The 26,228-nt window shown below is 60.1% G+C and carries 27 protein-coding genes and 1 pseudogene; 10 read left to right on the top strand and 18 right to left on the bottom strand.

Going from position 1 to position 26,228, the window contains the following annotated elements:
• The first annotated feature begins 71 nt into the window (after window positions 1-71).
• The 3 genes from grxD to ACVW0R_RS01315 all read left to right on the top strand — a co-directional run bounded on the left by grxD (window position 72) and on the right by ACVW0R_RS01315 (window position 1,267).
• Complete coding sequence (grxD, locus tag ACVW0R_RS01305; protein WP_099813250.1) at window positions 72-413, top strand: Grx4 family monothiol glutaredoxin; 342 nt, start codon at window positions 72-74, stop codon at window positions 411-413.
• A gap of 8 nt (window positions 414-421) precedes the next feature.
• Entirely contained in the window at window positions 422-724 is a 303-nt protein-coding gene (locus tag ACVW0R_RS01310; RefSeq protein WP_099812425.1) for a BolA family protein, read from the top strand.
• Between the two features lie 84 nt (window positions 725-808).
• Window positions 809-1,267 (top strand): phage holin family protein, encoded by a 459-nt coding sequence (locus tag ACVW0R_RS01315; protein WP_457501521.1) that lies wholly within the window; start codon window positions 809-811, stop codon window positions 1,265-1,267.
• A gap of 216 nt (window positions 1,268-1,483) precedes the next feature.
• On the opposite strand, the gene topA is transcribed toward ACVW0R_RS01315, so the two are convergent.
• Window positions 1,484-4,237, bottom strand: coding sequence for a type I DNA topoisomerase (topA, locus tag ACVW0R_RS01320; protein WP_457501515.1), 2,754 nt, complete (start codon window positions 4,235-4,237; stop codon window positions 1,484-1,486).
• Between the two features lie 200 nt (window positions 4,238-4,437).
• Between topA and ACVW0R_RS01325 the strand changes: the two genes are divergently transcribed.
• The gene (locus tag ACVW0R_RS01325) at window positions 4,438-4,857 is read left to right on the top strand and encodes a VOC family protein (protein ID WP_011429465.1); all 420 of its coding nucleotides are present in this window, start codon (window positions 4,438-4,440) and stop codon (window positions 4,855-4,857) included.
• Between the two features lie 281 nt (window positions 4,858-5,138).
• On the opposite strand, the pseudogene ACVW0R_RS01330 reads toward ACVW0R_RS01325, so the two are convergent.
• From ACVW0R_RS01330 to ebsA, 6 genes and pseudogenes are all read right to left on the bottom strand, one after another.
• Window positions 5,139-5,346: pseudogene (locus ACVW0R_RS01330) on the bottom strand (hypothetical protein); the annotation flags it as partial.
• Window positions 5,347-5,381: 35 nt separating this feature from the next.
• The gene (locus ACVW0R_RS01335) at window positions 5,382-7,466 is read right to left on the bottom strand and encodes a DNA polymerase III subunit gamma/tau (RefSeq protein WP_457501516.1); all 2,085 of its coding nucleotides are present in this window, start codon (window positions 7,464-7,466) and stop codon (window positions 5,382-5,384) included.
• Between the two features lie 88 nt (window positions 7,467-7,554).
• Window positions 7,555-8,028 (bottom strand): hypothetical protein, encoded by a 474-nt coding sequence (locus ACVW0R_RS01340; protein WP_187147164.1) that lies wholly within the window; start codon window positions 8,026-8,028, stop codon window positions 7,555-7,557.
• 91 nt (window positions 8,029-8,119) lie between these two features.
• On the bottom strand, window positions 8,120-8,812 hold the full coding sequence (gene coaE / locus ACVW0R_RS01345; protein ID WP_011429468.1) for a dephospho-CoA kinase: 693 nt from the start codon (window positions 8,810-8,812) through the stop codon (window positions 8,120-8,122).
• A gap of 99 nt (window positions 8,813-8,911) precedes the next feature.
• Window positions 8,912-10,579 (bottom strand): citramalate synthase, encoded by a 1,668-nt coding sequence (gene cimA, locus ACVW0R_RS01350; RefSeq protein WP_414389665.1) that lies wholly within the window; start codon window positions 10,577-10,579, stop codon window positions 8,912-8,914.
• Window positions 10,569-10,940 carry a type IV pilus biogenesis protein EbsA gene (ebsA, locus tag ACVW0R_RS01355; protein WP_099834657.1) on the bottom strand — a complete coding sequence of 124 codons (372 nt, stop codon included), beginning with the start codon at window positions 10,938-10,940 and terminating at the stop codon, window positions 10,569-10,571. The genes cimA and ebsA overlap by 11 nt, the downstream gene beginning before the upstream one ends.
• A gap of 288 nt (window positions 10,941-11,228) precedes the next feature.
• Here ebsA and larE point away from each other — a divergent pair, with 288 nt between their 5' ends.
• The 3 genes from larE to ACVW0R_RS01370 all read left to right on the top strand — a co-directional run bounded on the left by larE (window position 11,229) and on the right by ACVW0R_RS01370 (window position 14,489).
• Window positions 11,229-12,053 carry an ATP-dependent sacrificial sulfur transferase LarE gene (gene larE / locus ACVW0R_RS01360; RefSeq protein ID WP_457501522.1) on the top strand — a complete coding sequence of 275 codons (825 nt, stop codon included), beginning with the start codon at window positions 11,229-11,231 and terminating at the stop codon, window positions 12,051-12,053.
• A gap of 47 nt (window positions 12,054-12,100) precedes the next feature.
• The gene (locus tag ACVW0R_RS01365; RefSeq protein WP_457501517.1) at window positions 12,101-13,927 is read left to right on the top strand and encodes a DUF3769 domain-containing protein; all 1,827 of its coding nucleotides are present in this window, start codon (window positions 12,101-12,103) and stop codon (window positions 13,925-13,927) included.
• A gap of 280 nt (window positions 13,928-14,207) precedes the next feature.
• Complete coding sequence (locus ACVW0R_RS01370) at window positions 14,208-14,489, top strand: DUF1830 domain-containing protein (RefSeq protein ID WP_011429473.1); 282 nt, start codon at window positions 14,208-14,210, stop codon at window positions 14,487-14,489.
• A gap of 24 nt (window positions 14,490-14,513) precedes the next feature.
• Here the strand turns inward: ACVW0R_RS01370 and ACVW0R_RS01375 are convergent, their stop codons facing one another.
• Genes ACVW0R_RS01375 through ACVW0R_RS01385 form a run of 3 tightly spaced genes read right to left on the bottom strand, consistent with a single transcriptional unit; the run spans window position 14,514 to window position 16,229 of the window.
• Window positions 14,514-14,888, bottom strand: a complete 375-nt coding sequence (locus ACVW0R_RS01375; protein ID WP_011429474.1) for a hypothetical protein — start codon at window positions 14,886-14,888, stop codon at window positions 14,514-14,516.
• Between the two features lie 31 nt (window positions 14,889-14,919).
• Complete coding sequence (locus ACVW0R_RS01380; protein WP_041438088.1) at window positions 14,920-15,645, bottom strand: hypothetical protein; 726 nt, start codon at window positions 15,643-15,645, stop codon at window positions 14,920-14,922.
• Between the two features lie 41 nt (window positions 15,646-15,686).
• On the bottom strand, window positions 15,687-16,229 hold the full coding sequence (locus tag ACVW0R_RS01385; RefSeq protein ID WP_011429476.1) for a DUF3110 domain-containing protein: 543 nt from the start codon (window positions 16,227-16,229) through the stop codon (window positions 15,687-15,689).
• Between the two features lie 481 nt (window positions 16,230-16,710).
• Between ACVW0R_RS01385 and speD the strand changes: the two genes are divergently transcribed.
• From speD to ACVW0R_RS01400, 3 genes are all read left to right on the top strand, one after another.
• The gene (speD, locus tag ACVW0R_RS01390; RefSeq protein WP_099812417.1) at window positions 16,711-17,169 is read left to right on the top strand and encodes an adenosylmethionine decarboxylase; all 459 of its coding nucleotides are present in this window, start codon (window positions 16,711-16,713) and stop codon (window positions 17,167-17,169) included.
• 28 nt (window positions 17,170-17,197) lie between these two features.
• On the top strand, window positions 17,198-18,136 hold the full coding sequence (locus ACVW0R_RS01395; RefSeq protein ID WP_011429478.1) for a spermine/spermidine synthase domain-containing protein: 939 nt from the start codon (window positions 17,198-17,200) through the stop codon (window positions 18,134-18,136).
• Window positions 18,137-18,235: 99 nt separating this feature from the next.
• Window positions 18,236-19,387: an NAD-dependent epimerase/dehydratase family protein gene (locus ACVW0R_RS01400; RefSeq protein WP_011429479.1), complete on the top strand. Its 1,152-nt coding sequence runs from the start codon at window positions 18,236-18,238 to the stop codon at window positions 19,385-19,387.
• Here the strand turns inward: ACVW0R_RS01400 and ACVW0R_RS01405 are convergent.
• The 8 genes from ACVW0R_RS01405 to ACVW0R_RS01440 form a co-directional block, all read right to left on the bottom strand.
• Complete coding sequence (locus tag ACVW0R_RS01405; protein ID WP_457501518.1) at window positions 19,384-20,295, bottom strand: histone deacetylase family protein; 912 nt, start codon at window positions 20,293-20,295, stop codon at window positions 19,384-19,386. The two genes, ACVW0R_RS01400 and ACVW0R_RS01405, sit on opposite strands and share 4 nt — an antisense overlap.
• Window positions 20,296-20,344: 49 nt before the next feature.
• Window positions 20,345-20,665, bottom strand: coding sequence for a hypothetical protein (locus ACVW0R_RS01410; RefSeq protein ID WP_011429481.1), 321 nt, complete (start codon window positions 20,663-20,665; stop codon window positions 20,345-20,347).
• 580 nt (window positions 20,666-21,245) lie between these two features.
• Complete coding sequence (rsfS, locus tag ACVW0R_RS01415; protein ID WP_041438093.1) at window positions 21,246-21,617, bottom strand: ribosome silencing factor; 372 nt, start codon at window positions 21,615-21,617, stop codon at window positions 21,246-21,248.
• A gap of 12 nt (window positions 21,618-21,629) precedes the next feature.
• Entirely contained in the window at window positions 21,630-22,271 is a 642-nt protein-coding gene (gene yqeK, locus ACVW0R_RS01420; RefSeq protein WP_011429484.1) for a bis(5'-nucleosyl)-tetraphosphatase (symmetrical) YqeK, read from the bottom strand.
• Entirely contained in the window at window positions 22,264-24,075 is a 1,812-nt protein-coding gene (lepA, locus tag ACVW0R_RS01425; protein ID WP_457501519.1) for a translation elongation factor 4, read from the bottom strand. Before lepA ends, yqeK begins: the two co-directional genes overlap by 8 nt.
• Window positions 24,076-24,341: 266 nt before the next feature.
• Window positions 24,342-24,866, bottom strand: a complete 525-nt coding sequence (locus ACVW0R_RS01430; protein WP_011429486.1) for a low amplitude/bright protein LabA — start codon at window positions 24,864-24,866, stop codon at window positions 24,342-24,344.
• Window positions 24,867-25,013: 147 nt separating this feature from the next.
• Window positions 25,014-26,000 (bottom strand): glycine--tRNA ligase subunit alpha, encoded by a 987-nt coding sequence (gene glyQ, locus ACVW0R_RS01435; RefSeq protein ID WP_011429487.1) that lies wholly within the window; start codon window positions 25,998-26,000, stop codon window positions 25,014-25,016.
• 44 nt (window positions 26,001-26,044) lie between these two features.
• Window positions 26,045-26,167 carry a hypothetical protein gene (locus tag ACVW0R_RS01440; protein ID WP_276307358.1) on the bottom strand — a complete coding sequence of 41 codons (123 nt, stop codon included), beginning with the start codon at window positions 26,165-26,167 and terminating at the stop codon, window positions 26,045-26,047.
• Between the last annotated feature and the right edge of the window lie 61 nt (window positions 26,168-26,228).

A 26,228-nucleotide genomic window follows, 5' to 3' on the forward strand; every position in this document is an offset into this window, starting at 1 on the left:
CAGATGAAAATGAGATCACGATAGGAGCCGAATTGGCCTGTCCCCTGTTGTCGCTAAACTGGCTGGCTACCATGCTGGATCCCCTTTTGGAAGAGAAAATCCGCAACCAGGTCCGCACGCACAAGGTGCTGATTTACATGAAGGGCACCCCAGAAATGCCCCTGTGTGGGTTTTCCTACGCCGCCGTTCGCATATTGGATAGCTTGGGCTTCCCCTACACGGCAATTAACGTGCTGGAGGATCCTGAGCTTCGCCAAGGGATCAAAGAGTTTTCCAACTGGCCGACCATTCCGCAGATCTATATTGACGGGGAGTTTGTGGGCGGCTGCGACATCCTCCAAGAGATGCACGCCCGCAACGAGTTGCGTCCCCTGGTCGAGGCGGCTTTTGCCAAGGCCGGCACTCAATCTTAAAGGATCCCATGCTCACCTCGAACCGCCTTCGGCAGCTCTTGGCTGAGAAGCTGCAAGCCCTCTACGTCCACGTGGAGGACGAATCACACCGCCATGCCGGCCATGGGGAACGGCAACAGGGATCCGGGGGGCACTACCGCGTGCAGGTGGTGTCGCCTCTGTTTGCCGGCAAAACTTCTCTGCAACGGCATCGCCTGGTGTACGCCGCCCTGGCCGAGGAGATGGGGCAGAGTATCCATGCTTTGGCGTTGCAAACTTACAGCCCGGAAGAGGTGCCGACAGCCGGGATCCCTCACAATTGGATAGCATAGAGGGCGAAATGGCTGCCCCAGCGGGGTAAGGGAGGAAGTATGGCAGCTCTTTTGGCCACCTGGCTGATGTCGGCCTTGAGCGTGATGATTTTGGCCTGGCTTTTGCCCGGGATCCACGTCTCCGGGTTTGGAGGTGCCTTGGTGGCGGCGCTGGCCATTGGGCTAGTCAACAGCTTGGTGAAGCCGTTTCTGCAGTTGATCACCCTGCCGATTACAATCCTGACGCTAGGTTTGTTTTGGCTGATTTTAAACGGCATCTGCTTAGCCATTGCCGACTTTCGTTTGTCGGCGCCATCGTGCTCTCCATCGTCAGCGGCTTGGTTCAGCGCGTCTTCGAGCAAGCCAGCTAGGCTTGAATTTCTCGTAAACTACCCGGCTCCGACCGCCCCCCCTACATCCCCCCTTGCGGGAGGGAGAGAGGCTGAGACGAGCTGCCCTCCAATGGAGCCGCCGAATCTCCCCGCGTCAGGATTACCGGTGAGAACTCTGTTCCGCTTGGGCGAGCAGCAGCGGCGCCTACCGTTGGGGTCTACGGCCCGCTAACCCAGGTGGGTCTCCCCAGTCGTTGGCTGGAGCACTCCGCGCCGAGTCATGCGAGGCCGAGTCAGTTCCCCTATGCCCCACGGTACTGGGCAGCTTCAAAGACCAAAACCTTGAACCTGCGTCTTTAGGGCCTACGGCCCGCCAAAGGCGAACCGCGCAGCGGTAGGACGGGGCTTTGGACCCATTTTTTGGGGTAACAAGCTGGAGAAACGGTTCTCAGGCCCGCGCTTTGGGAGTGACCTCTGGGATGGTGGGACGGGATCCCGTTTGGGCCGTCTCTTGAACATGGCTCGCCTTGGCCGTCCCATTGCTGCTAGGGCGGCTTTGCGAGGTGCGCTCCTTTTGGGATCCTGCCGACGGGACAGCTCCCTCAGCCTTCCTGGCCGTGGTGCTGGCTTTTGCCTGCGCCTTGCCGGTTGAGCGACCCTTCCCTTTGGCGGAGGAACCCAGCAACTCCAGCGCCATCTCCAGCGTCACGGCTTCCGGGGAGAGATCTTTGGGCAGTGAGGCGTTTACCTTGCCGTGCTTGACATACAGACCATAGGGGCCGTCGTGCAAGGTGACCGGCTCGCCATCCTCAGGATGGGATCCCAGCTCGCGCAGGGGCTTGGCCGGGCCGCGCCCACGGCCTTTTTTGGGCTGGGCCAGCAGCTCTAGCGCCCGCTCTAGGCTGATGGTCAGCACATCCTCATCGGCAGGCAGCGAGCGGAAATCCCCGTCGCAGACCACGTAGGGGCCGAAGCGGCCAATGCCGGCCTGCACCTTTTTCCCCGATTCCGGGTGCTCCCCCAACGTGCGGGGCAGGCTGAGCAGCCCCAGGGCAATCTCAGGGGTGACCTGCTCCGGCTTCAGCCCTTTGGGCAGGGAGGTGCGCTTGGGCTTTTTGTTCTCCTCCGACACCTCTCCCAACTGCACATAGGGGCCGTAGGGACCCTGGGGAATTACGTAGACCGGCTCTTGGGTTTCCGGGTGGAAGGCGATGGGCTTGGGACCTTCCTGCTTGCGCCGGATGAGCTCCTCGATGTGTTCGGCGCTGAGATCGGCGGGGGGAATATCCTCCGGCAGGTTGGCGCGCACCTCTCCTGATTCAGTCTCTACCGACACATAGGGGCCGTAGGGGCCGATGCCGATCTTGACGGGCAGGTTCTCCAGGTAAATGGAGCGGGCCAGGCCGGAGTCGATTTCCAACTCGCGCGCCTTCACCTGGCCTTCTAGGCCCTGCTCGCCCAGGAAGAAATGGCGCAAGTAGGGCAACCAGTCTGCCTGGCCAGAAGCGATGTCATCGAGGGTTTGCTCCATCTCGGCAGTGAAGCGGGTGTTCACCAGGTTGGGAAAGTATTTTTCCAGCAGCTCGGTCACCGCAAAGGCGGTGTAGGTGGGCACGAGGGCGTTCCCCATCGACCTGACGTAGCCGCGGCTCATGATGGTGTTCAGGATGGTGGCGTAGGTGCTGGGGCGGCCAATGCCCTCGCTTTCCAACACCTTGACCAAGGATGCTTCCGTATAGCGAGGCGGCGGCTGGGTTTCGTGGCCCACCGGCTCCAACTGCAGGCAGCTCAAGGGATCCCCCTGCCGCAACAGGGGCAGATGCACTTCCCGATCTTCCAAAGCCGCCTCTGGGTCGTCGGATCCCTCCACATAGGCGCGGAAGAAGCCGGGAAAGTCAATGCGCTTGCCGCTGGCCCGAAACACCGCATCGTCCACCGCGATGAGCACGATGGTGTGGGTCTGCCGCGCCTCGGCCATTTGGCTGGCGACAGTGCGCTTCCAGATCAGGTCGTAGAGGGCCAGCTCCTGCCCTGTGAGGGGGGTTTGGCTGGGCAGGCGAAACTCCGAGCCGGCGGGACGAATGGCCTCGTGGGCTTCTTGCGCCCCTTTGGTTTTGGTGGTGTACTGCCGAGGTTCGGGGCTGAGGTACTCCTTGCCGTACATCGACTCCACGCAGGCGCGGGCGGCGCGGATGGCCTGTTCCGACAGGTGTACCGAGTCGGTGCGCATGTAGGTGATGTAGCCCTCTTCGTAGAGCTTTTGGGCGATGCGCATCGTCTGCTGAGCCGACAGGCGCAGCTTGCGGTTGGCCTCCTGTTGCAGCGTGGAAGTGGTGAAGGGAGGGGCGGGCTTGCGGGTGGAGGGGCGTTCTTCGACCGAGCTGACGACCCAAGCTTTCCCCAGCAGGCGATCCCGTAGGGCCTCGGCCTGGGCTTGATCCAACAGCACCACATCCCGTCCGGCTATGAGCTGCCCGGTGCTGGGATCGAAGTCTTGCCCGCTGGCCAGACGTTTGCCGCCCAGGCTCACCAGCTCTGCCGGGAAAGAGGCCGCTTGGCTTGCTGTCCTCGGTTGCAAATCCGCTTTCAGATCCCAGTAGGTGGCTTTTTTAAAGGCGCGACGCTCCCGCTCCCGATCCACCAAGAGCTTCACCGCCACCGACTGCACCCGACCTGCCGAGAGTTTGGGGGCAATTTTTTTCCACAGCAGCGGCGACAGAGTGTAACCCACCAGGCGATCCAAGATGCGGCGCGTCTCTTGGGCCCGCACCAGTTGCTCGTCCACCTCACGGCAATTTTGCAGCGCCTCCTGAATGGCCTCGCGGGTGATCTCGTGGAACACCATGCGGCGGGTGGGCACCTTGGGCTGCAGCACCTGTTGCAGGTGCCAACTGATACTTTCCCCCTCCCGGTCTTCGTCAGTGGCCAGAATTAGCTCGTCGGCTTTCTTAAGCGCCTCCTTCAGCTGTTTGACTACCTTTCTTTTGTCCTTGGGGATCACGTAGAGAGGCTCGAAGTTGGCGTGGACATTGACCCCGAGACGGCTCCACTCTTCTCCCTTCACCTCTTCGGGAATGTCAGAGGCCGACTCCGGCAGATCGCGTACATGTCCCATCGAGGCTTGCACCTCATAGCCGGCGGGCAAGAAGCCGCGGATGGTACGGGCTTTGGTGGGAGATTCGACAATGACCAGCTTGGGCATGATGATGTTGACTAGAAGGAATCGACTGAAGGTGGTGAGCCTCCCGACCCAGGGGTGCGGCGGATCGGCGCCCACAATCGGGTCTACCTATGGATCTATCGCTACTTCTTCTGGAGCCTAGCAAGTCTGCTTGTGCTTGGCTAGCGATCCTGGGCGGTTGACCTGGGCAGTCTGCTCCTATTCGACCTCTTAGCACAACCATGAAGCTGCATCACTTTTCCATTCGCACCGCCGATATTTTTCGCTCCATCGCCTTTTACGAGGGTCTGGGCTTTGTGGTGGAAGAACGGTTTACCGCTGGGATCACCTTAGCCTGCTGGATGCTCAGCCCCTGGGGTCGCCTGGAGCTGATGCAGGTGCCGCAGCCCCATCCTGCGCCGGATCCTTTCGGGGATCCCCACTATGTGGGCTACTACCATCCCTCTTTGGAGATCGGCCCTGAATGGGGATCCCTGGCCGACTATCTACAGCATCTGGAGGCACAGGTGCCCCTTACCTTGCTGTTGCCGCCGCAGTGCCAGCAAATTGGCGGCCAAGTCTATGAGGTGGCGTTCATCGCCGATCCCGATGGCCTGCCGATCGAACTCATCCGCCCCCAGGGATGCCCAGGATCAGAATAAGGTTTGCCCCGACGCAGGGATCCAGGAGATATCTCCTCAATTGACGGAACGGGTGGAGGCGGTCGCTCTCTCTAGCTGGGCTGGCCCTTAAGGATCCCAGCGCTAGAGGCGTTCCTTGATGGGCCAGCCAAAGTGGCAGGGGCAGAACCAGCGCCCAGTCCGGCGCCTGCGCCGAGAAGCGGATCAGATCATGGGGCCCAAGGGTCAAGACAATCCCAAAGTAACGCCTAGAAAGGTAGCTGATACATTTACGCTGAACACTGCTGAACATCACTGTTCAACTATGCAGCGATAGCATTCTGCTTGTTTCCATTCGCGTTAGCGGGACGGAGTCCAAACAGAATGGCGGTATCCCGCAAAGCTTTGAGTAGAATACCCAAAGCGCAGTTTCCGTGTCGTCTTACTACCAATTTTCTGCTTTGCTTTGGCTGCCATGTTGGCAGACTCGAAAGTAAACAGAAAGATCAACTGGTAGTAATCCGTACTGAACATATTATACATTATTTTCAGTATAGTTGAGCTTATTATTGACTAGAGTCATGCTCCTCCTCTGCGGGGGCTAGGGGGGACTGGGTTGCCGGCGGGCCGTAGGCTTCACCCAGATCCGGGGATCCCTCTGCTTCCAGGCTCTCGAGAGCGGACAGTTCTGCCGTCGCCTCCTCGGGCGAGGCCAGGATCCCTTGCAAATCTATCAGGCTGCCGTTGAAATGGTCGGCAAAGCGGCGGGCCACCTCCGCCAGCTCGTGGGCAAGGTGGTAGGAGGAAGGCTTTGCCGCTTGCGCTGGCGGGATGGAGTTCTCGCCAGGGGTCTCTGGCTCAGCAGGAGGAGGTTGCCCGACTCTACCGTAGCTTTGGGATCCCGCCTTGGGAGATGGCGATAAGTCTTTGGGGAGGTTGTCGCCCCTGGGGGTTCGGCTCTGCAACTTTGCAGGGGCGAGGGGTGGAGCCTTTTCGCGACCTGAGGTTTCGCCAGCACTCCCCTCACGATGGCGGGACGAAGGTCCCTGCTGCACCACCAAATTTAGCCGCACCGGGCGCTGCAGCAGGTTGTGGAGCGCAGAGCAGAGCTCGGCTTCTTTGCTGCGCACCTTGTCCACTAAGCCCTTATTGGGAAAAGCAAGGGTAATCTCTAAGGTCTCCGTCCCGTCAGAGCCAACGAGAGACTCCTGCTGCAAATAGCCGGATGCCAATAGGCCTCTGGTGATGGGGCGAAGGTTTTCAAGAAACTCCTCCCACCGGGGCCGCAGCAGCTTGAGGGGATGCGGATCTTTCGCTTTTTCCGGGCTGGCCGGCTTCTCCCGACTTGGCTTTGCCGTTTGCGACGGCGGGAGGGATCCCCCTGTTGCAGCAGGGGAAGGGGCTGGGGTCTCTGGAAGGGTTGTCGTAGGAGCTGTCAGCTCCTCGCTGGCTGGGACGGTGGGGCTAGGGGTCTTTCCGACCGTTGGCGGGCCGACGGCTGGGAGCGGCTCTCCGCCTTTGGCCTCTATTGACGGCAGCGGGACGGCACTCTGGCGAAGCTGGCCCAGCAGATCCAGCAGGGCGATCTCCAACCAAAGCTGGGGTTGCCCGCTCTGGCGAATTTGCGGCTCGCACTGGCGCAGGTGGCTCTGGGCCACCAGCAGCATCTCCACCGAGTAGCGAGGAGCCCGCTGCTGCAGAGCTGCCCAGGTGGGATCCGTTACGGCCGCCAACTGCCGCTGTTGGGGGGCCGTCTTGGCCAGCAGCAGATCCCGGTAAAAAACCACCAGGCTCTGCAGCACCACCAGGGGCTCTCTGCCCCGCTCCAGCAATTGTCGCGTCTGGGCCAGCACCGCCTGCACATCCTGAGCCAGCAACGCATCGGTCAAATCCAAAAGCTGCCGCTCCGGGATCCCGCCCACCAAGTCCCATACGGCTTCTGGGGTGATGGATCCCTCCAGCAAGCTGAGCTGATCCAACAGGCGCTCGGCGTCCCGCAGCCCGCCCTGGGCCAGTTGGGCCACCAGGTGCAAGGCTTCTGGTGCAATGGGGATCCCTTCCTGGGCGGCGATCTGGCCCAGGTGGGCCACCATGTCGTCGAGGGGGATGCGGCGGAAGTCAAACCGCTGACAGCGGGAAACGATGGTGGGCAGAACCCGCTGGGGGTCGGTGGTGGCCAGCACAAACACCACGCGAGGAGGCGGCTCTTCCAGCGTCTTCAGCAACGCGTTGAAGGCGGCATTGCTGAGCATGTGGCACTCGTCGATGACATAGACCTTGTAGCGGCTATTTACCGGCGCAAATTGGGCCCGCTCGATCAGCTCGCGGATGTTGTCCACGCCGGTGTTGCTGGCCGCGTCGATCTCAATCACGTCCAAAGAAGAGCCGGCGGTGATGGCGCGGCACTGGCTGCATACCTGACAGGGATCCGGCGTTGGCCCCTGCTCGCAATTTAAAGACTTGGCCAAGATGCGGGCGCTGGAGGTTTTTCCGGTGCCCCGCGGCCCACAGAACAAGTAGGCCGGCGCCACCCGCCCCAGCCGGATGGCATTGGCCAAAGTCTGCACGACTGCCCCTTGGCCCACCACCTCGGCAAAGCGCTGCGGGCGGTATTTCAAATGAAGGGGTTCGTACTTGCCAGCAACGGCCATTTTTTCGAGCTCTCCAGTCGCCTTGCAAGCGCGCCCCCGCCGAAACCGCTCTTGCTGGGCAATGCTGAGGCATCCCAGGGGGGCTCCCCTATTCTGGCTTCTCCCTTTGTCCCTCAAGAGCGATACTGGGCCTGGGAGGAGATGTCGCTCCCTGGGCGGGCAGAGCTTTGGGATCCCGGCGGCGCAGCGGAGGGATCTGCGGCAATTGCACCTTCCAGCCGGGGGCATCCAGTTGATCCACGTGCTGCAGCCGGTAGCTGAGCTGGTACAGTTCCCTCTTGAGCCGGCGATTTTCTGCCTGCATGGCGGCGATGCGCTCGCGGATGGGCTGCAGGCGGGCCTGAAGTTTGCGCCGGTAGAGCTCCGGCAGCTCCTGGAGCATCTGCTCCAACACCTGCTTTTCTTGGTAGAGCTGCTCGATCTCGGCCTCGTAGCTGCGAATTTGCCGCTGTTGCTTTTCTTGGCGCAGCTCCAACAGGTCGATCTGGCTCTGCAGCAGGCGGTTGCGCTCCCGCAAAAGCTGGATCTCCCGCTCCCGCGCCGCCAGCGCTGAGGTCCACAAAGACTCTCTCCCGCTGCCACAAAGTGCTTCCTGCATCGCCTCTTTCTCGATCCATCCAGACATAGCTGCAAAGAAAGGGATCCCTCCCCCGTCACTCTATCCGGCTCGGCGGGGTGGGGCAAATGGCCCCTCCTTCTCTGGGGTGAGCCCCCAGGGCTTGCCTAACCTGGGCTTCCAGCTGCGCCAGGGATCCGGAATTGTCCAGCACTACATGGGCGCGACGGGCCTTTTCTTCTAGGGGCCACTGGCTGGCCAGGCGCGCCTCGATTTCTGCCGCCGTCAGCAGATCCCGCTGCGCCAGCCGCTGCCGCTGCTGCTCCGGGGTACAGGTCACCACCCAGATCTCGCTGGCCCAGTTTTCCATGTGGGCCTCAAACAGGAGCGGGATCATCAGGCAAACGGTGGGATGGCCTTCCCCGTGAGGACATTGGCAACTGGGTCGAGCCTCAGTCGCTTCCTCAGGCGGCGCAGATGCCCCGTGGGCCTCGAGAAACTCCCGCAGCCGCGCTTTGACAAAAGGATGGATCTGGGCTTCCAGCCAGGCCCGCTCGGCGGCATCGGCAAAGACAATCCGCCCCAACTGGCGGCGATCCAGCGCTCCAGAGGGATCCTGGATGGCCCGGCCGTAGCGCTGCAGCACCCGCTCGCGGATGGGGGATCCCACCGCTAGGGCTTGCCGCGCCATCTGATCTGCATCGGCCACCGGGATCCCGTGCCGTTCCAAGATGCGGGCCACCGTGGATTTGCCTGTGGCTATGCCGCCCGTCAGGCCGATGATTCTCATGGGAGCTGGGTGATTTCAAATGAGTTGGAGACAGGCCCAAGCGCTCCGCGCCGGCCCTCACCCCCAGCCCCTCTCCCAGAGGGAGAGGGGAGATCCCCTTCAAGGCGAGGCCCTTTGGGCAGAGGGTGGGGAAAGGCAAGGTTCTGTTAAGAGACTATACTCAAAGCCTTCCACCAAGGCCCGGCAGGAGGCTTCGATGATGTTGGTGGAAACTCCCACCGTGGTCCAACGGCGGTGGCCGTCGCTAAACTCCACCAGCACCCGCGTCTTGGCCGAGGTGCCGGCCCGCCCGTCCAAGATGCGCACCTTGTAGTCGGCCAGGTGAATGGCCTCCAGTTGCGGGTAAAACTCCAGCAAGGCTTTGCGCAGCGCCCCATCCAAAGCCGCCACCGGCCCATTGCCTTCCGCTGCCGTCACCCGCGTCTGCCCCCGCACCGCAATCTTCACCGCCGCCAAGGACTGCACCTCCGTTGCCTCGCCGCTGGGATCCCAGTCTTTGCTGCTCCAGTCGGAGCGGGTGGTAGCGCTGACATGGAAGCTGAGCACCTCAAACGGATGCGAGCGCTGCCCCAACAGCTCCCGCACCAAGAGCTCAAAGCTGGCCTCAGCGGCCTCAAACTGGTAGCCCTGCAGCTCCAAGGTCTTCAGCCGCTCTAGGATCAAGCGGGCCTGGGGATCCGACTTGTCCAGCCGGATCCCGAACTCGGCCACCTTGCTGAGGATATTGCTCAGCCCCGCCTGTTCCGAGACGACGATGCGCCGGCAGTTGCCCACCTGCTCCGGAGCAATGTGCTCGTAGGTAAGAGGGTTTTTCTGAACAGCGCTGACATGGATCCCACCCTTGTGGGCAAAGGCGGATCGGCCCACGAAAGGAGCATGGTCGTCCGGGGCCAGGTTGACCACCTCACTGATGGCGCGGGAGATCTCTGTTAGGTGTTGCAGCTTTCCCTCGGGCAGACAGCGGTAGCCTAGCTTGAGTTGTAAGTTGGGGATAACGCTGCACAGGTCGGCATTGCCACAGCGCTCCCCGTAGCCGTTGATGGTGCCCTGCACCATGCGCGCCCCCGACTGTACTGCCGCCAGGGCATTGGCCACAGCAGTGCCAGAGTCGTTGTGGGTGTGGATCCCCAAGGGCAAATGCCCCAGGTGATGGGATTCGGCCAAGACGGCTGCCGTGATGGCGGCGATCTCGTGGGGCAGGGATCCGCCGTTGGTATCGCAGAGAACCAGCCACTCCGCCCCTGCCTCGGCAGCCGCCACGAGGGTTTGCAGGGCGTAGTCGGGGTTGTGGCGGTAGGCGTCGAACCAGTGCTCGGCATCGTAGATCACCCGCCGCCCTTGGGAGCGCAAATAGGCGATGGTGTCGCGGATCATGGCCAGGTTTTCCTGCAGCGTGGTGCCCAGCCCCTCCGTAACATGCAGATCCCAAGACTTGCCAAAAACCGTCACGTAGCGGGTTCCCGCCGCCAAGATGGCCTGCAGCAGGGGGTCATCGGCTGCCCGCCGCCCCGGCTTGCGGGTGGAGCAAAAGGCCACCAGCTCCGCCTGCTCCAGCGGCTCTTCCCGCAGTTGCCAGAAAAATTGTCCATCTTTGGGATTGGCCCCCGGCCAGCCCCCCTCAATAAAGGGGATCCCCAGCCGATCCAGCAGCTTGGCAATCTGCACCTTATCTGGCACCGACAGCGACAGCCCCTCCCGCTGCGCCCCATCCCGCAGCGTGGTGTCGTAGAGGGTGATGGCGACCGGAGAATCTGCTTCAGTCTTCATACCGCATCAACTTTTTGTAAAAGGCGGTGGTGAAATCCGGCGGCTGCCCCCGCTGCACCAGCGCTACCACGTCGATGAGGTAGTCCACAAACTCGTAGTTGACGATGGAGAGCTGGTAAGTGAGCTCGGCATCCTGATCGAAGACCACCTGCACCACGGTCAGATCTGCGGGCAACAGCGACGTGTGCCAACTGGCCAGGAAACGCACGGGCTTGTCTCCCTCGATGGCCCTCTGTCCTTCCAGGCTGCCTTTTTTGTAAAGGCCCACGGCCAGGGGCAGGTACTGCCGGCGGGCAACCGCGTAATAGGGCTGATAGACGGACACTTCCGACGGGCCGGCGGGTTCGAGCTGCAGAGCCATGGCGTGTCAAGGGAAGAAAACGGTTAAGGACGGCAACAACCCCAACTGCAATCCAGCCTACCGCCTCGACGACTTGCTGGTCTAAGGGTTAGGGGCTCTAGGAGGGATCCGGCACCTTCTTTGGGAGAAAAGCGTTGGAAAGTCGAGAAGCTCTGCGGAAGAATAGGAGAAGTAAAGAGGGGATCCCCCCAAGCGACTCCCTCTTCGGCATGTCCTGGACCCATGGACACCAACCAAGACAGGAACATCCCTTCCCCCGCCCCAGCTCTGGCGACGGAGTGGGATCCCGTGCTGCAGCAAAAGTTTGAGCAGCTTGCCCAGATCTTGGCCAAGATGGGGCGGGTCTTGGTGGCCTACTCAGGCGGGGTGGATAGCAGCCTGGTGGCCAAGCTGGCCTGGGATCAGTTGGGGGAGGGGGCCCTGGCCGTCACTGCCGCCTCCCCTGCCCTTTTGCCCGAAGATCTGGAGGAGGCCATCTGGCAAGCCCAATCCATCGGCATCCGCCACCAGATCGTCGAGACCCAGGAGCTGCAGGATCCCCGCTACGCCGCCAACCCCGCTAACCGCTGCTACTTCTGCAAAAGCCACTTGCATGACCTGCTGTGCCGGCTGGCGCAAGCCCAAGGATACGACTACGTGGTGGATGGCCTCAACGCCGACGATCTGGCCGACTACCGGCCGGGAGTGCAGGCAGCTCGAGAGCGGGGCGTGCGTTCCCCCCTGGCGGAGGTGGGGATGAGCAAGCTGGAGGTGCGGCAACTGTCTCGCCATCTGGGCCTGCCCTGGTGGGATAAGCCGGCTCAGCCCTGCCTCAGCTCCCGCTTTCCCTATGGCGAGGCCATCACTGCCGAGAAGCTGGGCCGAGTGGGGGCGGCAGAGCGCTATTTGCGCAGCTTGGGCTGGCACCAGGTGCGGGTGCGCTCCGAGAAAGATACTGCTCGCATCGAACTGCCCCCTCACCAGATCCGAGAGTTTGTGCAAAAAACCGATCTGGAAGCGCTGGTCAGGGCTCTGCAATCCTTCGGCTACCTCTACGTCAGTCTCGATTTGGAGGGCTACCGCAGCGGCAAGCTCAACCGCGCCCTCAACCCGCCCCCGCCGACAACGGGCTGAGCCAGCCCGGGGGCTTGGGCTGAAGTTTTGCGCAGGTTTGGGGGAGTATGAAAGGGTTTTGGTGGCTCTGGCTTTGCTTGGGGGTGTTTGGCCTGGCAACGGCTGCTCCTGCCTCAGCCCAGAAAGACCAGGTGGCAGCCGCTCAGCCTGGGGATACGAGTGCCCCCGATACCCTTGCGGATCGCACGTTACGGCTGCGCTCCGACCGCCAAACCTTCGACCAACGGGCGCAGGTTTTCCAGGCGGAAGGAAATGTGGAGATGCGGCTGGGCCGCTCTGTGCTGCGGGCAGACCGCCTGCGCATCGAGCTGCAACAGCGGCGAGCCGTGGCCGAGGGCAATGTCTCGGTGGAGCTGCATCGGCAGCGCATCCAGGGATCCCGCCTGGAATACGACTTTGAGCGGGAGCAGGGAGTTTTGGAAGAGGCCTTCGGGCAGGTGGATATCGGCCAGTTGCAGGCCGCCGGATCCCCGGCAGCGGCCCTCTCGCCGCAGCGGCTGGTGCGCTTTCGCGCCGTTCGCATCCGCTTCGCTGCCAACAACTGGGAAGGAGAGCAAGTGCAGTTGACCAACGACCCGCTAGATCCGCCAGAGCTGGAGATTCGCAGCCCGCGAGTGACCTCCGCCCTGCAGCCGGATGGTTCCAGCCTGCTGATGGCCGAGGCGGGGCAACTGGTTTTCGACCAGGTCTTTCTTTTGCCCCTGCCCATTCGGCTGCGTCTTGACTCCTTCAACCGTCAGCCTCCGGTCAGCCTTTTTTACGATGACTTCGACCGGGAAGAACTGCGGCGCGGCCTGATCCTGCAAGCCAACATCGAGCTGCTGCAGGATCCCAACCTCAGCTTGGTGCTCTCCCCCCAACTGTATCCGCAGCGCCTCTGGGGGAGCCTCCAAGGGATCCGCGATGGGGTTGGGCTGCGGACGGATTTTCGTTGGCGGCAACCGGAAGCCAATGCCCAAACCTCGCTGTTTGCCGAGCTGCGCGGGATCGTCTTCGAGGAATTTGCTCGGCGCTTGCGGGCGCAGGTCGAACACCGCGTTACCACCGGCGACGGCGGCCAAGTCACCTACACCTATGCTTATCGGGAGCGTTTTTTCAGCGGGCGGCTGGGGTTTCAGATCGTGGAAAATCGCTTCGGTGTCAGCTACAACTCGCCCACCCTCCTTCTCGGCGACACCGGCTTGAATTTCAGCTACCGCATAGCCGCCGACTCCATCGACGCCCTAGGACAACTCGGCGACATCGACACCGATCCCGATCTAGCCCTGGCCAAGACCACCGACCGCATCCAGCTCACCCGACTGCAACTGGGGGCAACCGTGAGCCGCTCCTTTCCCATTTGGCGGCCCCCCAAGACGGCAGCAGATCCCCCACCCCGCTTTTCCGCTTTGCCCATCGAACAGGGAATCTGGCTCAACACCGGCCTCAGCAGCAGCCAGTCGTTCTACTCCAATGGCCGTGCCCAAAGCTATACTGCCGGCAGCATTGGCCTCGACGCGGTAATCGGGGCTTTCGTGGCCGATACCTTCGACTACACCAACCTGAGGGTGACCTACTCCAATGGCTTTTTGGCGGGGGCCTCGCCGTTTTTGTTCGACCGCATCACCACGCGGGAGCAGCTTGTTCTGGGCTTTTTACAGCAACTGTACGGCCCGCTGCGGGTGGGGGCCGAAACCACACTGGATCTCCAATCCGGCCAGCAGGTGGATACCACCTATCGCCTGGGTTACGACCGCCGCACCTATGGATTTAGCTTGCAATACAATCCGGTGCGTCAGTCGGGGGCGCTGGAGCTGCGGGTGGAGGGCCTGAACTGGGATCCCCGCCAGTCCTCGCCGAAGCCGACGACCGGAGCGAGCCTCCACGAGCCGTGATCCCCAAACTCCCAAGGGGACTCAAAATGTAATCTTAACTACTGCTCTGCGGAGATTCTCTGTGAGAAATTGCCTCGCCGCAGGGAGAAATTTCAATCCAAATCCCTCCTGATTTGAAGGGCCATTCTGAAAAATCAAAACTGTAAGATAAAATACAGAAATTACTTTTCCAGGATTCATTTTTGCTGGTTGGGATCGCCGTATCAAAGGCTACTGCAGCGATCCCCAGGCGGTGTTAGGGTAGATAATAGGCTGAGCAGAGTGGGCTGGTGATCTAATTATGCAAACACTTGATGCGATCCCCGACAAAAAACGAGTAGAGCGAATAACCTGTAGCTACATCAACGCGACCAGCTCCGTTCAGGTGGTTCGCATCACAAATATCGAGAACTGGTACTTTGAGCGGGTGGTCTTCCCAGGGCAGCGGCTGCTGTTTGAGGCAGTGCTGGGAGCCAAACTGGAGATCCACACGGGCATGATGGCCAGCTCCATCCTGACGGATATCATCCCTTGCGAAAAGCTGCGCGTGCGAGAGACGGAGCCGGTGACGGTGGGCGCCTAGATGCCCCGAGGCCAGCGGTGTGGACTAGGTCTCGCGACCTTGCTCCTTTCTCTCCTCTCTTTCCGGGCTAGGGGAAGGTTGGGGTGAGGGGCGAGGCTTGGGCGGCAGTGGGATCTCAAGGAAACGGGCGCTCAACCGCACCGGGCTGATCTCGCGCCGTTGCGGCGGCCACGGGATCCCCAGCCAACGGGCCGTGAGCTCCAGCAGGCTGGGGGGCGGTGTGGGAGTAGGGGTGGGCGTTGGTGGTGGGGTGGGGTACAGATCCAAGCGCGGCGGACGGGGGGTGCTGACCCGAAAAGCATCGGGGGGAGGTTGGGTCAGCGGCACATTGGGATCCCCGCACCCCAGCAGGCCCAGCCCCAGCAGGATGTACAGCGTTGCGGTGCCTCTGCTTCTCATGAACAAGCTGCCGAGCATCGACACCAGACTATCACCGGGATCCCAGGGCTCTGAGCTGGGTTTGCAGATCTGCTTCCAGGGCAGATAGCTCGCGAGCTATGGCTGCGTAGCGGTTGGCAGTCAAGTTTTTGGCGATAAATTGCTCCAGCAGTTGCTGATCCCGGGCAACCATCTGGTTAAAGTACTGCTCTACGGGAACCCGTGGGTCTTCGATCAAGGCTCTGCACATCTGCAAAGCCGTGATCAACTGGGCCCGCACCTGCAAAAAGAGCGACTGGATATACCGCTGCTCGGCCTCGCTCAGTTGGCGAAAATCTCGCCAATACTGGCCCCCCTCCAGCGATTGTTGGAGCTCTTGCACCCAGCGGTTGTACTCTTTTACCTTGCGGGCGAGATCGCTGGCAAACTCCATGATCTTGGGAGGGCTATTTAGGAGGTGGGCCTCCTGCCAGCGCTGGCGAATGCGGCGCAGGCTCTGCTGCAGCTCCAAGCTGGCCCAGAGGAGCCCCAGCAAAACCACCGCCAGCAACACGACGGCCACTGTATACAGTAGCCAATAGCCGGGATCCCGCATCCCCAAAAAGATCACCAGGGCAACCACCAACAGGCAGAGGGCCAGCATAACCCAGAAGCGCAGTTGTTGTTGTTGCAGACGCAGGTACCCTTCCCTCAGGCCAAATGCTTCACAGCAAGCCTCCAGATCCGCATCCATGATCTGGCGAAACTCCTCTAGAGAGATTGGTTCGGCAGTGATCATCGAAGACCCTCGCAACGCAATCTGGGTTGAAGTCCAGGCCGTTAGGATTTGCCCTGCCAATTCCGCGCGGCTTCCGTACTCTCCTCCAGCGGCTCCAGCACCTCGCTGGCTGGAACCACCATCAACCCATAGCCCCCTTCGCGACAAAAATCGACGATCTCCTGAGTATCAAAGCGCTCGGCCAGCGGCTTGGGCAGCCCCTGCTGGGCCAGCCTTTGGGCATATTTTTTCGCCCCAAAGGCGCTCTCAAACGCAATGACAATGTCCTGCCCCCCGATCTGGCGTGTGCAGATCCCCTCTTGGCCATTGGCTTGGTAAAGCAGCACGATGACCTGGGAAGGCAAGTCTTCCGGGCTAGCCCAAGCCAACTCCTTCTCAGCCTGGGATCCGCCGCCGAGCAACACATCCCGCGCCTCGTTGAGCCGTGCCAGTTGCGCCTCCAGCAAGGGCCTTTGCCGTTCGTCCTCCAGCTCCAAGAGGGCGGCACTGAGGGTTTGATATTCTCGAAACCACTTCCTCCGGATCTCCCGTTCGCTGGCATCCGGCGGCAGGTTGAGAACTTGGAGGGCCTCGGCGGTGTCCATCGACAGCCTCTGCTCGGATTGAGAGGAACGTCACTGTCCACAGTCTAGACTAACCGCTCTGGGAGCTTTGAGAGGGGGACTCTTCCAGGGATCCCCGCTCCTTGGCGCTGTCAGCCGGTCGTTGGGTAGGAAGCCGAACTGCTGAGCAATTCCCCTTGCACCACGTTCGAGATGCCGCCAGCGGGGTGGGCAGATATCGGGCTTGGCCAACTGGATAGGCAAATCGGGCAGAGCAGCAAAGGATGGTGTGGCACAGCAAGTGGGGGTTGCCTGCCAGCAGCTACTGCAAGTTGTGAAAGAATCGCCGCTCTCCCCCTGCGTGGGAGCAAGCCGGCAGGGCTGCGGACAACGTCAAGGTTAATTCTCAGTTAAGAAAAAAGCCGTTGCGGGGTGTAATCCCGCTGCATCTATGAGAAGATGGTAAAGCTGTGCTTTTTGTTCGCACGGCTTCGGTAGTCTATCTGGCCAATTAGGGGATAGTATGCTGCACACACTATCTGGCCAATTAGGGGATAGGTCTCTGGCTCTGATCGGGATCCACTGCATCCTAGAGCTTTACGACTGCCCGGCCAAACTTCTGGATGATGTTTCCCTGGTGCAACAGGCCTTGCGGGAGGCAGCAAGACGCTCCAACTCCACCCTCTTGGGCGAGCTTTGCCATCCGTTTGAGCCACAGGGGATCACGGCTCTGGCCCTTTTGGGAGAATCCCATATCTCCATTCACACTTGGCCCGAAGCGGGCTATGCAGCGGTGGATGTGTTCACCTGTGGTCGCCACACGCGGCCCGAAGCAGCCTGTGAATACTTGATCCAGGTGTTTCAAGCGCGGCGGTATTCGCTGCGCAAGCTACCTCGCCGAACCACGGATGCGGCACCCATTGAAGAGATGGCGGATTTTCCCGAAGCGCTAAGCTGTGAAACGGCCGGACGAAGGCGCTGAGATCCCGCCACTTTTTGTCAGGTGTCCTATGAACACCCCAAAGAGCTTCTTCTGGGCGCAGGAGTACTTCACCCCCTGGGACTACACTGCCCGTGCCATCACGCGCATTCTGGCCTACCGAAAAACCCGTTTTCAGGAGATGCTGATCGCCGAGACGGGAGCCTATGGCAAGGGCCTGATGCTGGATGGCCACTGGCAGTCCACCACGGCGGACGAATTCCTGTACCACGAGGCTCTGGTTCATCCGGCCCTGGTGCAGGTCGTCCAGGCGGGTGGGATCCCGCGGCGAGTGTTGATATTGGGTGGTGCGGAAGGGGCGACGCTGCGGGAGGTGCTGCGCTGGCGCTCGGTGGAGCAAGTGGTGATGGTGGATATCGACGGGGAGGTGGTGGAAGCCTGTCGAGAGCATCTGCCGGAAATGCACCAAGGATCCTTTGCGGATCCGCGGGCAGAGGTGGTGATCGCCGACGCCTTGGACTTTCTTGGCCAGACGGAGCCGATCTGGGACGCGATCCTTTCCGATCTGTCGGATCCCGTTGAGGCCGGCCCGGCCTACCGCCTCTTTACCCAGGAGTTTTTCCGCCAGGTTCGCTCCAAGTTGCAGACCGCTGGGGCTTTTGTCATCCAAGCTGGGCCGACGGGTCCAGTGGAGTTGTGGCAGCACACTCGCATCGTTCACACCTTGAAAACGGTGTTTGCTGCTGTGCAGCCCTACGCTATCTACGCCCCCACCTACGGCGGGCCGCTGGGGTTTGCCCTGGCAGCCCAGGATCCCATCTCTTCCAGGCCGGAGCCCGAACAGGTCGACCAGATCCTGGCCCAACACCTGGATCCCGACCGCGGAGCGCTGCGCTTCATCGATGGCATCACCCTCCTGGGACTCTACCAGGTTCCCGCCCACCTGCGCCGTGCCATTGCTGCTGAGACCACCGTCTACACCCTGGCCAACCCTCCTCAGGTCGAGTAATCTGGCGGCCCAATCCGCGATTAAAAGTGGGATCCCAGGGTATTTGTCTTCGGTGCCATAACTTGGTAGATTCGTGAGCAGCCGAATTTTGCTTCCCCGATGAAAGTCCTGGTTATTGGTGGTGACGGATACTGCGGCTGGGCAACGGCCCTACACCTGTCCAACAGGGGCTATGAGGTGGCCATTCTCGATTCCTACGTGCGCCGCCTCTGGGATCTGCAGCTAGGGGTTTCTACCCTGACGCCCATTGCCCAGCTCGAGCAGCGGGTGGATCGCTGGAAGGGGCTGACCGGCAAGGATATTCCCATTTTCGTTTGCGACGTCACCAACTACGAGGCCCTCATTTCTTGCATGCGTCGCTTTGAGCCGGAGGCCATCGTCCACTTTGGCGAGCAGCGCTCTGCTCCCTACTCGATGATTAGCCGCGAACATGCGGTGATGACCCAGGTCAACAACGTGGTGGGCACCCTGAACATCCTCTACGCCATCAAGGAGGAGTTTCCCGACTGCCACCTGGTGAAGCTGGGCACCATGGGCGAGTATGGCACCCCCAACATCGACATCGAGGAGGGGTACATCACCATCGAGCACAACGGCCGCAAGGATACCCTGCCCTATCCCAAACAGCCGGGTTCCATGTATCACCTCTCCAAGGTGCACGACAGCCACAACATCCACTTCGCCTGCCGCGTCTGGGGCCTGCGGGCTACCGACCTCAATCAAGGGGTGGTGTACGGCGTGTTAACAGAAGAAACCGGCATGGATGAGGTGCTGATCAACCGCCTCGACTACGATGGCGTGTTCGGCACGGCCCTGAACCGCTTTTGCGTTCAAGCCGCAGTGGGCCACCCCCTGACGGTGTACGGCAAGGGGGGCCAAACCCGTGGCTTCCTGGATATCCGCGATACGGTGCGCTGTGTGGAGCTGGCCATCGCCAATCCTCCTGAGCCAGGTCAGTTCCGGGTGATGAACCAGTTCACCGAGCAATTTAGCGTGGAGCAACTGGCGCTGATGGTGCAAAAGGCCGGAGCCGCCATGGGCCTGAAGGTGGAAATCAACTACTTGGAAAACCCCCGTGTCGAGCTGGAGGAGCACTACTACAACGCCAAAAATACCAAGCTCCTAGACCTGGGCCTACAACCCCACTACCTATCTGACTCGCTTTTGGACTCGCTGCTCAACTTCGCCCTCAAGTACAAAGACCGCGTGGATGTGCGGCAGATCCTGCCCAAGGTGAAGTGGAAGGGCTAGCTCTCCAGGCAAGCTTGGGCCAGGCTCAGCCAGCCGCGGGCCAGATTCTCCAGGTCATAGCCCCCTTCTAACCCGAAGACGGTCTTGCGGGTCACCTCCTCCAGGCAGAGGTGGGCCATGCGGCCAAAGTCTTCCGGCTCCAGCAGCATACTGGCCAAGGGATCCCCTTTGGCACAGTCAAAGCCGGCGCTCACCAGCAGCAAATCCGGTTGGAAGGCCCGCAAAAACGGCAAGACCTTCTCATCGAGAGCTTTTTTGTAGACCGACCAGTCTGACCTGGCAGGCAGAGGCACGTTGCAGAGGTTGCCGTGGATCCCGGTTTCCTCGGCCAAGCCCGTGCCAGGGTAGAGGGGAAACTGATGGATAGAGGCATAGGCCAGTTGGGGGTGACGCTCCACCACCGCCTGCGTGCCGTTGCCGTGGTGCACATCCCAATCGAAAATGGCTACCCGCCTCACCCCCGGCTGATCCAGGGCCCAGAGGGCGGCAATGGCGGCGTTACTGAAGAGACAAAACCCCATTGCCCGTTCCGGCTCCGCGTGATGCCCCGGCGGACGACACAGCACCAAAGCAGGCTGAGCCGTGGTCAAAACCGAGGCCGAAGCAGCAATCCAGGCTCCAACTGCCTGCCGCGCCGCCTCAAAGCTCGCTGGGGAAACGGCGGTATCGGCATCGAGGCGACCCCCTCCTGCCGCAGCCAACTCGGCCACCCGTTGAATGTGCCAGCGCGGGTGTACCCGCTCCAGTTGTGCAAGATCGGCCAAGGGGGGATCCCGCCATTCCAGATGCTCGGCGAAAGAGGCACCGCGCAGCGCCTTGACAATGGCCTGCAGGCGAGCCGGACGCTCGGGGTGAAACGGCCCGGCGTCGTGGCGGAGAAAAGTCTCAGAATAGTAAACGGGCAACATACCAGGGCAAGGTAGCGTTCTTGCAGTCTAGCCTAAGCCCATCTTCCCTCTACCCGTAGAAGGCTTCCGACATGGATCCCGCATAGGGATCAACGCCAAAAGAAGCTTGTTGCAGCTTTTGATTGACCACCTCCCGCACTACCGAGCGGAGCAATTCCAGCTCAGAAGGGTTGAGCTGATCGCGGCTGGGACACTCATCGGCAGCCAGCCACATATAAACAGCAGGAACCCGGTTTAAGATCTGCTGCATCAGCGCTTCCCGCTCCCTGGCATCGTGGAAAACCTGCTGATGGGGGTGCTCAGTACAGAGGACATTTTCCAGTTCTCCCAAAGCCAGGTACTCAACGATATTAACCAACATCTTTTCCATTTGTCCCTCCTAAAAATCCCCGTCGCTCTTAAAACAGGCATTAAACAAAAAGTGCAACTTTCTCCTTTCCTCCTTCGCCGCTCTTTGCCTCGGACTCTTGCCTACAGGCCGGATAGCTGAGCCGGCGGCAGATCCAGTCCACCAGCGGGAAGAGGTTGTGGATTTGTCTGCTAAGATCTCCCCTGCGGCCAATCCTTAGCTCCCTCTATTTGCCCCGTTTGCCCTCCCCTCTGCCGCTGAAAGCAGCCAACAATCAGCAGCCGGAAAATCTCTTCGCTGGTATCCGGTACCAACGAAAAATTATCGGCTTTTTGAGAAGGACAGGGTAGGCCATTTAACAAAGACTATAGAAACTCAACCGCAAGAGGGAAGAAGATCTTACCCAGCTACTCCTCCTCCAATACGCTAACACGTAACTATGTAGGAAGTTATGGGACTATTAAGAAGTTTGCACATTTCTTGACGATCGGCTAACACTTTCGTTTGGCAAAGACACCCACTTGAAGAGCTAAGCGGAGCAACTCTTCGCCTGGCTACAAGCTCTGAAAAGCTGCCAAGATCTAAGGATCTAAAACTATGTCTAGCCTGCTATTGGCAAATCGACTCGCTGAGCCTGGATCCAGAAAGATTCCAGGTCGTAATAGTCTCTTTCCTCCTGCATGAACACATGGACGATGAGATCGGCATAGTCGATCAGTATCCAAGAGCCTGACTCTTGACCTTCGATGCGGCGCGGACTCTGTTGCCACTCCTCCCAAACCTTTTCCTCGATTGCTCGGGCAATGGCCCGTACTTGCGTAAGCGAGTAGCCACTGATCAAAAGGAAGTAATCCGCCAACGTGGAAATTTGGGATACATCCAGCAGGACAATGTCGCCGCCTTTTTTTTCTTCTGCTGCGCGAGCTGCGCTCAACGCCATGCGATAGATGGGATCCCTGGCACGGACAGGCATGGACTGTAGCAACTAAAACCCTCCTGAAACGACTGAATTGACTGGAGACACAATCTCCTCCGAACCTTTTTTACCCAAAGGATGCAGCAGAAAATGATTCCGAGTCATGAGTGTGCGTGGATGGATCACCTGATACCGGTTTAGCAGAAATCTCAGGCTGAGATCGCAAACCCCCACCACAGCTTTAGATAAATCTACAAAAGCTAGTCGTCGCAGATGTTCTAGCTCCGGACTGTTGCCGCGGTTGGGTTCCAGAGCATCGGCTACAAAAACCACACAACTGAGCGGATCCATGCCGGGCCGTCCCAGGGTGTGGTTGGCGATGGCTGCCAAGATCTCCGCATCCTGCACCTGAAATCGCTCCCGTGCCAGCAGGGATCCCACCTCGGCATGGAGAAGGTGGGGCTCGGCCCGCTCGATCTCGTCCAACTCCCGCTCCTGAGCGACGCTCTGCAGCAGTTGCTCCGGGGGGAAGGACTTGGCCAAGTCGTGCATCAGCCCTGCCCAAGCAGCTTTTTGCTCATCCAGCCCATAGTGAGCTGCCAGTTGCCGGGCCATCGCCTCTACCCCCAAGATGTGGCGAAGGCGAGGGGGGGGCACCTGCTCCTGGAGCCAGGCCAACACCTCTTCCCGCCGTAAGACCGGGCTAGTCATTTTGCAACTTCAGCACCGCCATAAACGCCTCTTGGGGCACCTCGACGGTTCCCACCGCCTTCATGCGCTTTTTCCCCTCCTTTTGTTTTTCCAACAGCTTGCGCTTGCGGGTCACATCCCCCCCATAGCACTTGGCCAGGACATTTTTGCGCAGGGCAGGAATAGTTTCGCGGGCTATCACCCGAGAGCCAATTGCTGCTTGAATGGGCACCTCAAACTGGTGGCGTGGGATCAGCTCGCGCAGCTTGGCTACCAAAGACCGGCCCACATAAAAGGCTTTGTCCCGATGCACAATGGTGGACAGAGAATCCACCACGTCGCCGTTGATGAGGATGTCCAAGCGCACCAGGTCGTCGGCGCGGTAACCCACCATTTGGTAATCCATACTGGCGTAGCCGCGGGTGCGAGATTTCAGTTGATCGAAAAAGTCGGTGACCACTTCTGCCAGCGGTAGCTCATACACGAGCGTAGTTCGACCCTGCGCCAGGTATTTCATGTCCTTAAAGGTGCCGCGTTTGGTCTCGCACAGCTCCATCACGGTACCGACAAATTCCTCAGGAAGAATCACCTCTACCCTCACAATCGGCTCCTCAATGCTGGTGCGCTCGTTGGGGGGAGGCAGCTTGCTGGGATTGTCTACCCGAATCACAGAGCCATCGTTGAGGGTAACCTGATACACCACCGTCGGAGCGGTGATCACCAAATCCAGGTTGTATTCCCGCTCCAGGCGTTCCTGCACCACCTCCATGTGCAGCAGGCCCAAGAAACCACAGCGGAAGCCAAAGCCCATCGCAGGGGAAACTTCCGGCTCAAAGTAGAGGGCGGCATCGTTGAGCTTCAGTTTTTCCAGAGCTTCTTTGAGTTCGGCGTATTGATCGGAGTTGCTGGGGAAGAGGCCGCAGAAGACCATCGGCTTGGCTTCTTTGTAGCCGGGCAGAGGCTCAGAGGCCTTGCGATGGACAAGTGTGATGGTATCCCCGACACGGGCGTGCTCGACACTTTTAATGGCGGCGGCAATGTAGCCCACTTCCCCAGCATGGAGAGACGCAACGGACTCTTGATGAGGGCGCATCACCCCCAGCTCGGTAATTTCGTATTCCCGACCGGAGGCCATGAAGCAGATCTTATCTCCCGTCTTCACCTCCCCATCCATGATGCGCACATAGACAATCACGCCGCGGTAGGAGTCGTAGTAGCTATCGAAAATTAGGGCCCGCAAGGGATCCGCCACTGTATCCCGCGGCGGGGGCACCCGCTGCACAATGGCCTCCAGAATCTCTTGAATGCCAATACCCACCTTGGCAGAGGCCAAGATCGCTCCGCTGCAATCGAGGCCGATGACCTGCTCGATCTCGGCGATCACCCGCTCCGGCTCCGCCCCCGGCAGGTCGATTTTGTTAATGACCGGGATGATCTCCAGGTTGTTCTCCAGGGCCAGATAGACGTTGGCCAGGGTCTGCGCCTCCACACCTTGAGAGGCATCCACCACCAGCAGCGCCCCTTCGCAGGCGGCCAGGGAGCGGGAGACTTCGTAGGTAAAGTCCACATGCCCCGGCGTATCGATGAGGTTGAGGACATAGTCTTGGCCGTCTTGGGCGCGGTAGTTCATGCGGGCCGCCTGCAGCTTGATGGTGATGCCCCGCTCCCGTTCCAGTTCCATGTTGTCCAACAGTTGCGGCTTCATCTCGCGGGCTGAAACGGTGCCGGTCGCCTCCAGCAGCCGGTCGGCCAGGGTGGATTTACCGTGGTCGATGTGGGCGATGATGGAAAAGTTGCGAATGCGGGAGACGGGAACGTCGGTCATAAAAACCTGGTTGGGGCAAAGATTTTTTACAATGCTAGCCTCTTTGGCCCTCTGCCTGGGCCAAGGTTGCCCAGAAGTTAAAGTGGCTGGGACAGCTTTTCCCGGCAACGCCGACGATGGCCGGTGTAACAGATGGGTCGCTTGCGTGGCAGCAATTTTACCAAGCAGACTTTCTCTCAAGGCGGAGAAACCCGAAGGACCTCAGGTGGGTTGTGACAACTCCGCCGGGGAGCTGTGGGGCCAGCTCGAGAGTAGAGGGATCGGCCCTACTTATCCAGCTTCTCGATGTAGGGGCGAATGTCGTTGAGGTCGATGTAGCGATCGGTGGCATTGCGCAGCTCGCGGGCGATCATTCCTTCAGTGGAGACGACTGTAATCAAAGTGTTTTTGGAGCGCAACAGCTCAACGGCCCGCTCAAAATCGCCATCGCCGCTAAACAAGATGATCCTGTCGTATTGCCCAACCGTGTTGAACATATCGATGACGATCTCGATATCCAGGTTGGCCTTCTGGGAGTAGCGGCCAGAGTCTTCGTCTCGATACTCTTTAAGGATCTTGGTGCGCACCGTAAAACCCAAGCTGATCAGAGCATCTCGAAAGGCCCTTTGATCGTTGGGATCCTTGATGCCGGTGTACCAAAATGCGTTGACTAGCTCGACGTTGGGCTGTGACCTGACAAAATAATCCAAGACTCGGCGCGGGTCGAAAAACCAGCCATTTTTTTGTTGAGCATAAAACATATTGTTCCCATCGATAAAGATGGAAACCCGCGTGACGGGATGGCGAAACATAAAGATTTTTCTCGGAATAAAGGTGGACTGGTCAGGAAAAGAGGGTGAAAACGAGAGTGTCGATTATCCTAAGGTAAGGGTGGCCACGGCAGGCCAGCGCCTGCTGATACCGATCACCCATCATAGCGAAAACAGGGATCTTTTTCCCTAGCCATTAGCCCAGGCGCCTTTGGAGATCAGGGTGGGTTCCGGCTGCCGCAGGGCATAGCTGGATCCAGGGCGGTCGGCTTGGCTAACGTACAGCTCTGCCAATTGTCGGGCCAGGTTGCGGATGCGCCCAATGTAGAGGGTGCGCTCGGCTACGGCAATGACGCCGCGGGCATCGAGCAGGTTGAAGGTGTGGGAGCACTTGAGCACATAGTCGTAGGCGGGCAGGAGCAGCGACACCGCCAGCCGATCGGGAAGCACCTGTTTTTGCAGCTTCTGCTGTGTGGTTTCGATCAGGCGCTTGGCTTCAGCTTCGTAGAGGCGGAACAGCTCCAGCAGCATCTCGGGATCCGAATACTCGAAGTTGTAGTAGGACTGCTCCACCTCGTTTTGGAAATAGATTTGCCCATAGGTAATCCGGCCTAGGGAAGGGTGCTCACCCCAGCAGAGGTCGAAAACCGAGTCCACCCCCTGTAGGTACATGGCCAGGCGCTCTAGGCCGTAGGTAATCTCCACAGAAACGGGGCGACAATCCAGCCCGCCCACTTGCTGGAAGTAGGTGAATTGGGTTATTTCCATGCCATCTAGCCACACTTCCCAGCCCACACCCCAAGCCCCCAAGGTGGGAGATTCCCAATCATCTTCCACAAAGCGAATGTCGTGTTCTGCCGGGTCAATGCCCAGGGCCCGCAGGCTCTCCAGGTACACCTCCTGGATGTCGTCGGGGGAGGGCTTGATCAGAACCTGGTACTGAAAGTAGTGCTGCAGACGGTTGGGGTTTTGGCCGTAGCGCCCATCGGTGGGGCGGCGACAAGGTTCCACATAAGCCACCCGCCAGGGATCCGGCCCCAGGGCGCGCAAAAACGTGTGGGGGCTCATGGTGCCGGCGCCTTTTTCCAGGTCGTAGGGTTGCAGGATGAGGCAGCCTTGCTCCCCCCAAAACTGCTGCAGGCGAAAGATCAAGTCCTGAAAGGTGTGGGCTGACATACCAAGGGCTGAGCAGGGATACCTTATCCTACCAATCTCCCCCCTCAGTCGATCAGCTCTTCTTGATCGGCATCCGCTGGGTCTGAGTGGTTCCACTCGATGGGCGGCATTTGGTCGAAGGCTTGTTTGAGGGCGCTGATACATTTACGCTGAACACTGCTGAACATCACTGTTCAACTATGCAGCGATAGCATTCTGCTTGTTTCCATTCGCGTTAGCGGGACGGAG

This window comes from Thermostichus sp. MS-CIW-15 (genome assembly GCF_054060575.1).

Coding starts and splice junctions, on each gene's coding strand:
- grxD (WP_099813250.1), top strand. CDS start 72: ATGCTGGATCCCCTTTTGGAAGAGAAAATCCGCAACCAGGTCCGCACG.
- ACVW0R_RS01310 (WP_099812425.1), top strand. CDS start 422: ATGCTCACCTCGAACCGCCTTCGGCAGCTCTTGGCTGAGAAGCTGCAA.
- ACVW0R_RS01315 (WP_457501521.1), top strand. CDS start 809: ATGATTTTGGCCTGGCTTTTGCCCGGGATCCACGTCTCCGGGTTTGGA.
- topA (WP_457501515.1), bottom strand. CDS start 4,237: ATGCCCAAGCTGGTCATTGTCGAATCTCCCACCAAAGCCCGTACCATC.
- ACVW0R_RS01325 (WP_011429465.1), top strand. CDS start 4,438: ATGAAGCTGCATCACTTTTCCATTCGCACCGCCGATATTTTTCGCTCC.
- ACVW0R_RS01335 (WP_457501516.1), bottom strand. CDS start 7,466: ATGGCCGTTGCTGGCAAGTACGAACCCCTTCATTTGAAATACCGCCCG.
- coaE (WP_011429468.1), bottom strand. CDS start 8,812: ATGAGAATCATCGGCCTGACGGGCGGCATAGCCACAGGCAAATCCACG.
- cimA (WP_414389665.1), bottom strand. CDS start 10,579: ATGAAGACTGAAGCAGATTCTCCGGTCGCCATCACCCTCTACGACACC.
- ebsA (WP_099834657.1), bottom strand. CDS start 10,940: ATGGCTCTGCAGCTCGAACCCGCCGGCCCGTCGGAAGTGTCCGTCTAT.
- ACVW0R_RS01365 (WP_457501517.1), top strand. CDS start 12,101: ATGAAAGGGTTTTGGTGGCTCTGGCTTTGCTTGGGGGTGTTTGGCCTG.
- ACVW0R_RS01370 (WP_011429473.1), top strand. CDS start 14,208: ATGCAAACACTTGATGCGATCCCCGACAAAAAACGAGTAGAGCGAATA.
- ACVW0R_RS01375 (WP_011429474.1), bottom strand. CDS start 14,888: ATGAGAAGCAGAGGCACCGCAACGCTGTACATCCTGCTGGGGCTGGGC.
- ACVW0R_RS01380 (WP_041438088.1), bottom strand. CDS start 15,645: ATGATCACTGCCGAACCAATCTCTCTAGAGGAGTTTCGCCAGATCATG.
- ACVW0R_RS01385 (WP_011429476.1), bottom strand. CDS start 16,229: ATGGACACCGCCGAGGCCCTCCAAGTTCTCAACCTGCCGCCGGATGCC.
- speD (WP_099812417.1), top strand. CDS start 16,711: ATGCTGCACACACTATCTGGCCAATTAGGGGATAGGTCTCTGGCTCTG.
- ACVW0R_RS01395 (WP_011429478.1), top strand. CDS start 17,198: ATGAACACCCCAAAGAGCTTCTTCTGGGCGCAGGAGTACTTCACCCCC.
- ACVW0R_RS01400 (WP_011429479.1), top strand. CDS start 18,236: ATGAAAGTCCTGGTTATTGGTGGTGACGGATACTGCGGCTGGGCAACG.
- ACVW0R_RS01405 (WP_457501518.1), bottom strand. CDS start 20,295: ATGTTGCCCGTTTACTATTCTGAGACTTTTCTCCGCCACGACGCCGGG.
- ACVW0R_RS01410 (WP_011429481.1), bottom strand. CDS start 20,665: ATGGAAAAGATGTTGGTTAATATCGTTGAGTACCTGGCTTTGGGAGAA.
- rsfS (WP_041438093.1), bottom strand. CDS start 21,617: ATGCCTGTCCGTGCCAGGGATCCCATCTATCGCATGGCGTTGAGCGCA.
- yqeK (WP_011429484.1), bottom strand. CDS start 22,271: ATGACTAGCCCGGTCTTACGGCGGGAAGAGGTGTTGGCCTGGCTCCAG.
- lepA (WP_457501519.1), bottom strand. CDS start 24,075: ATGACCGACGTTCCCGTCTCCCGCATTCGCAACTTTTCCATCATCGCC.
- ACVW0R_RS01430 (WP_011429486.1), bottom strand. CDS start 24,866: ATGTTTCGCCATCCCGTCACGCGGGTTTCCATCTTTATCGATGGGAAC.
- glyQ (WP_011429487.1), bottom strand. CDS start 26,000: ATGTCAGCCCACACCTTTCAGGACTTGATCTTTCGCCTGCAGCAGTTT.
- ACVW0R_RS01440 (WP_276307358.1), bottom strand. CDS start 26,167: ATGTTCAGCAGTGTTCAGCGTAAATGTATCAGCGCCCTCAAACAAGCC.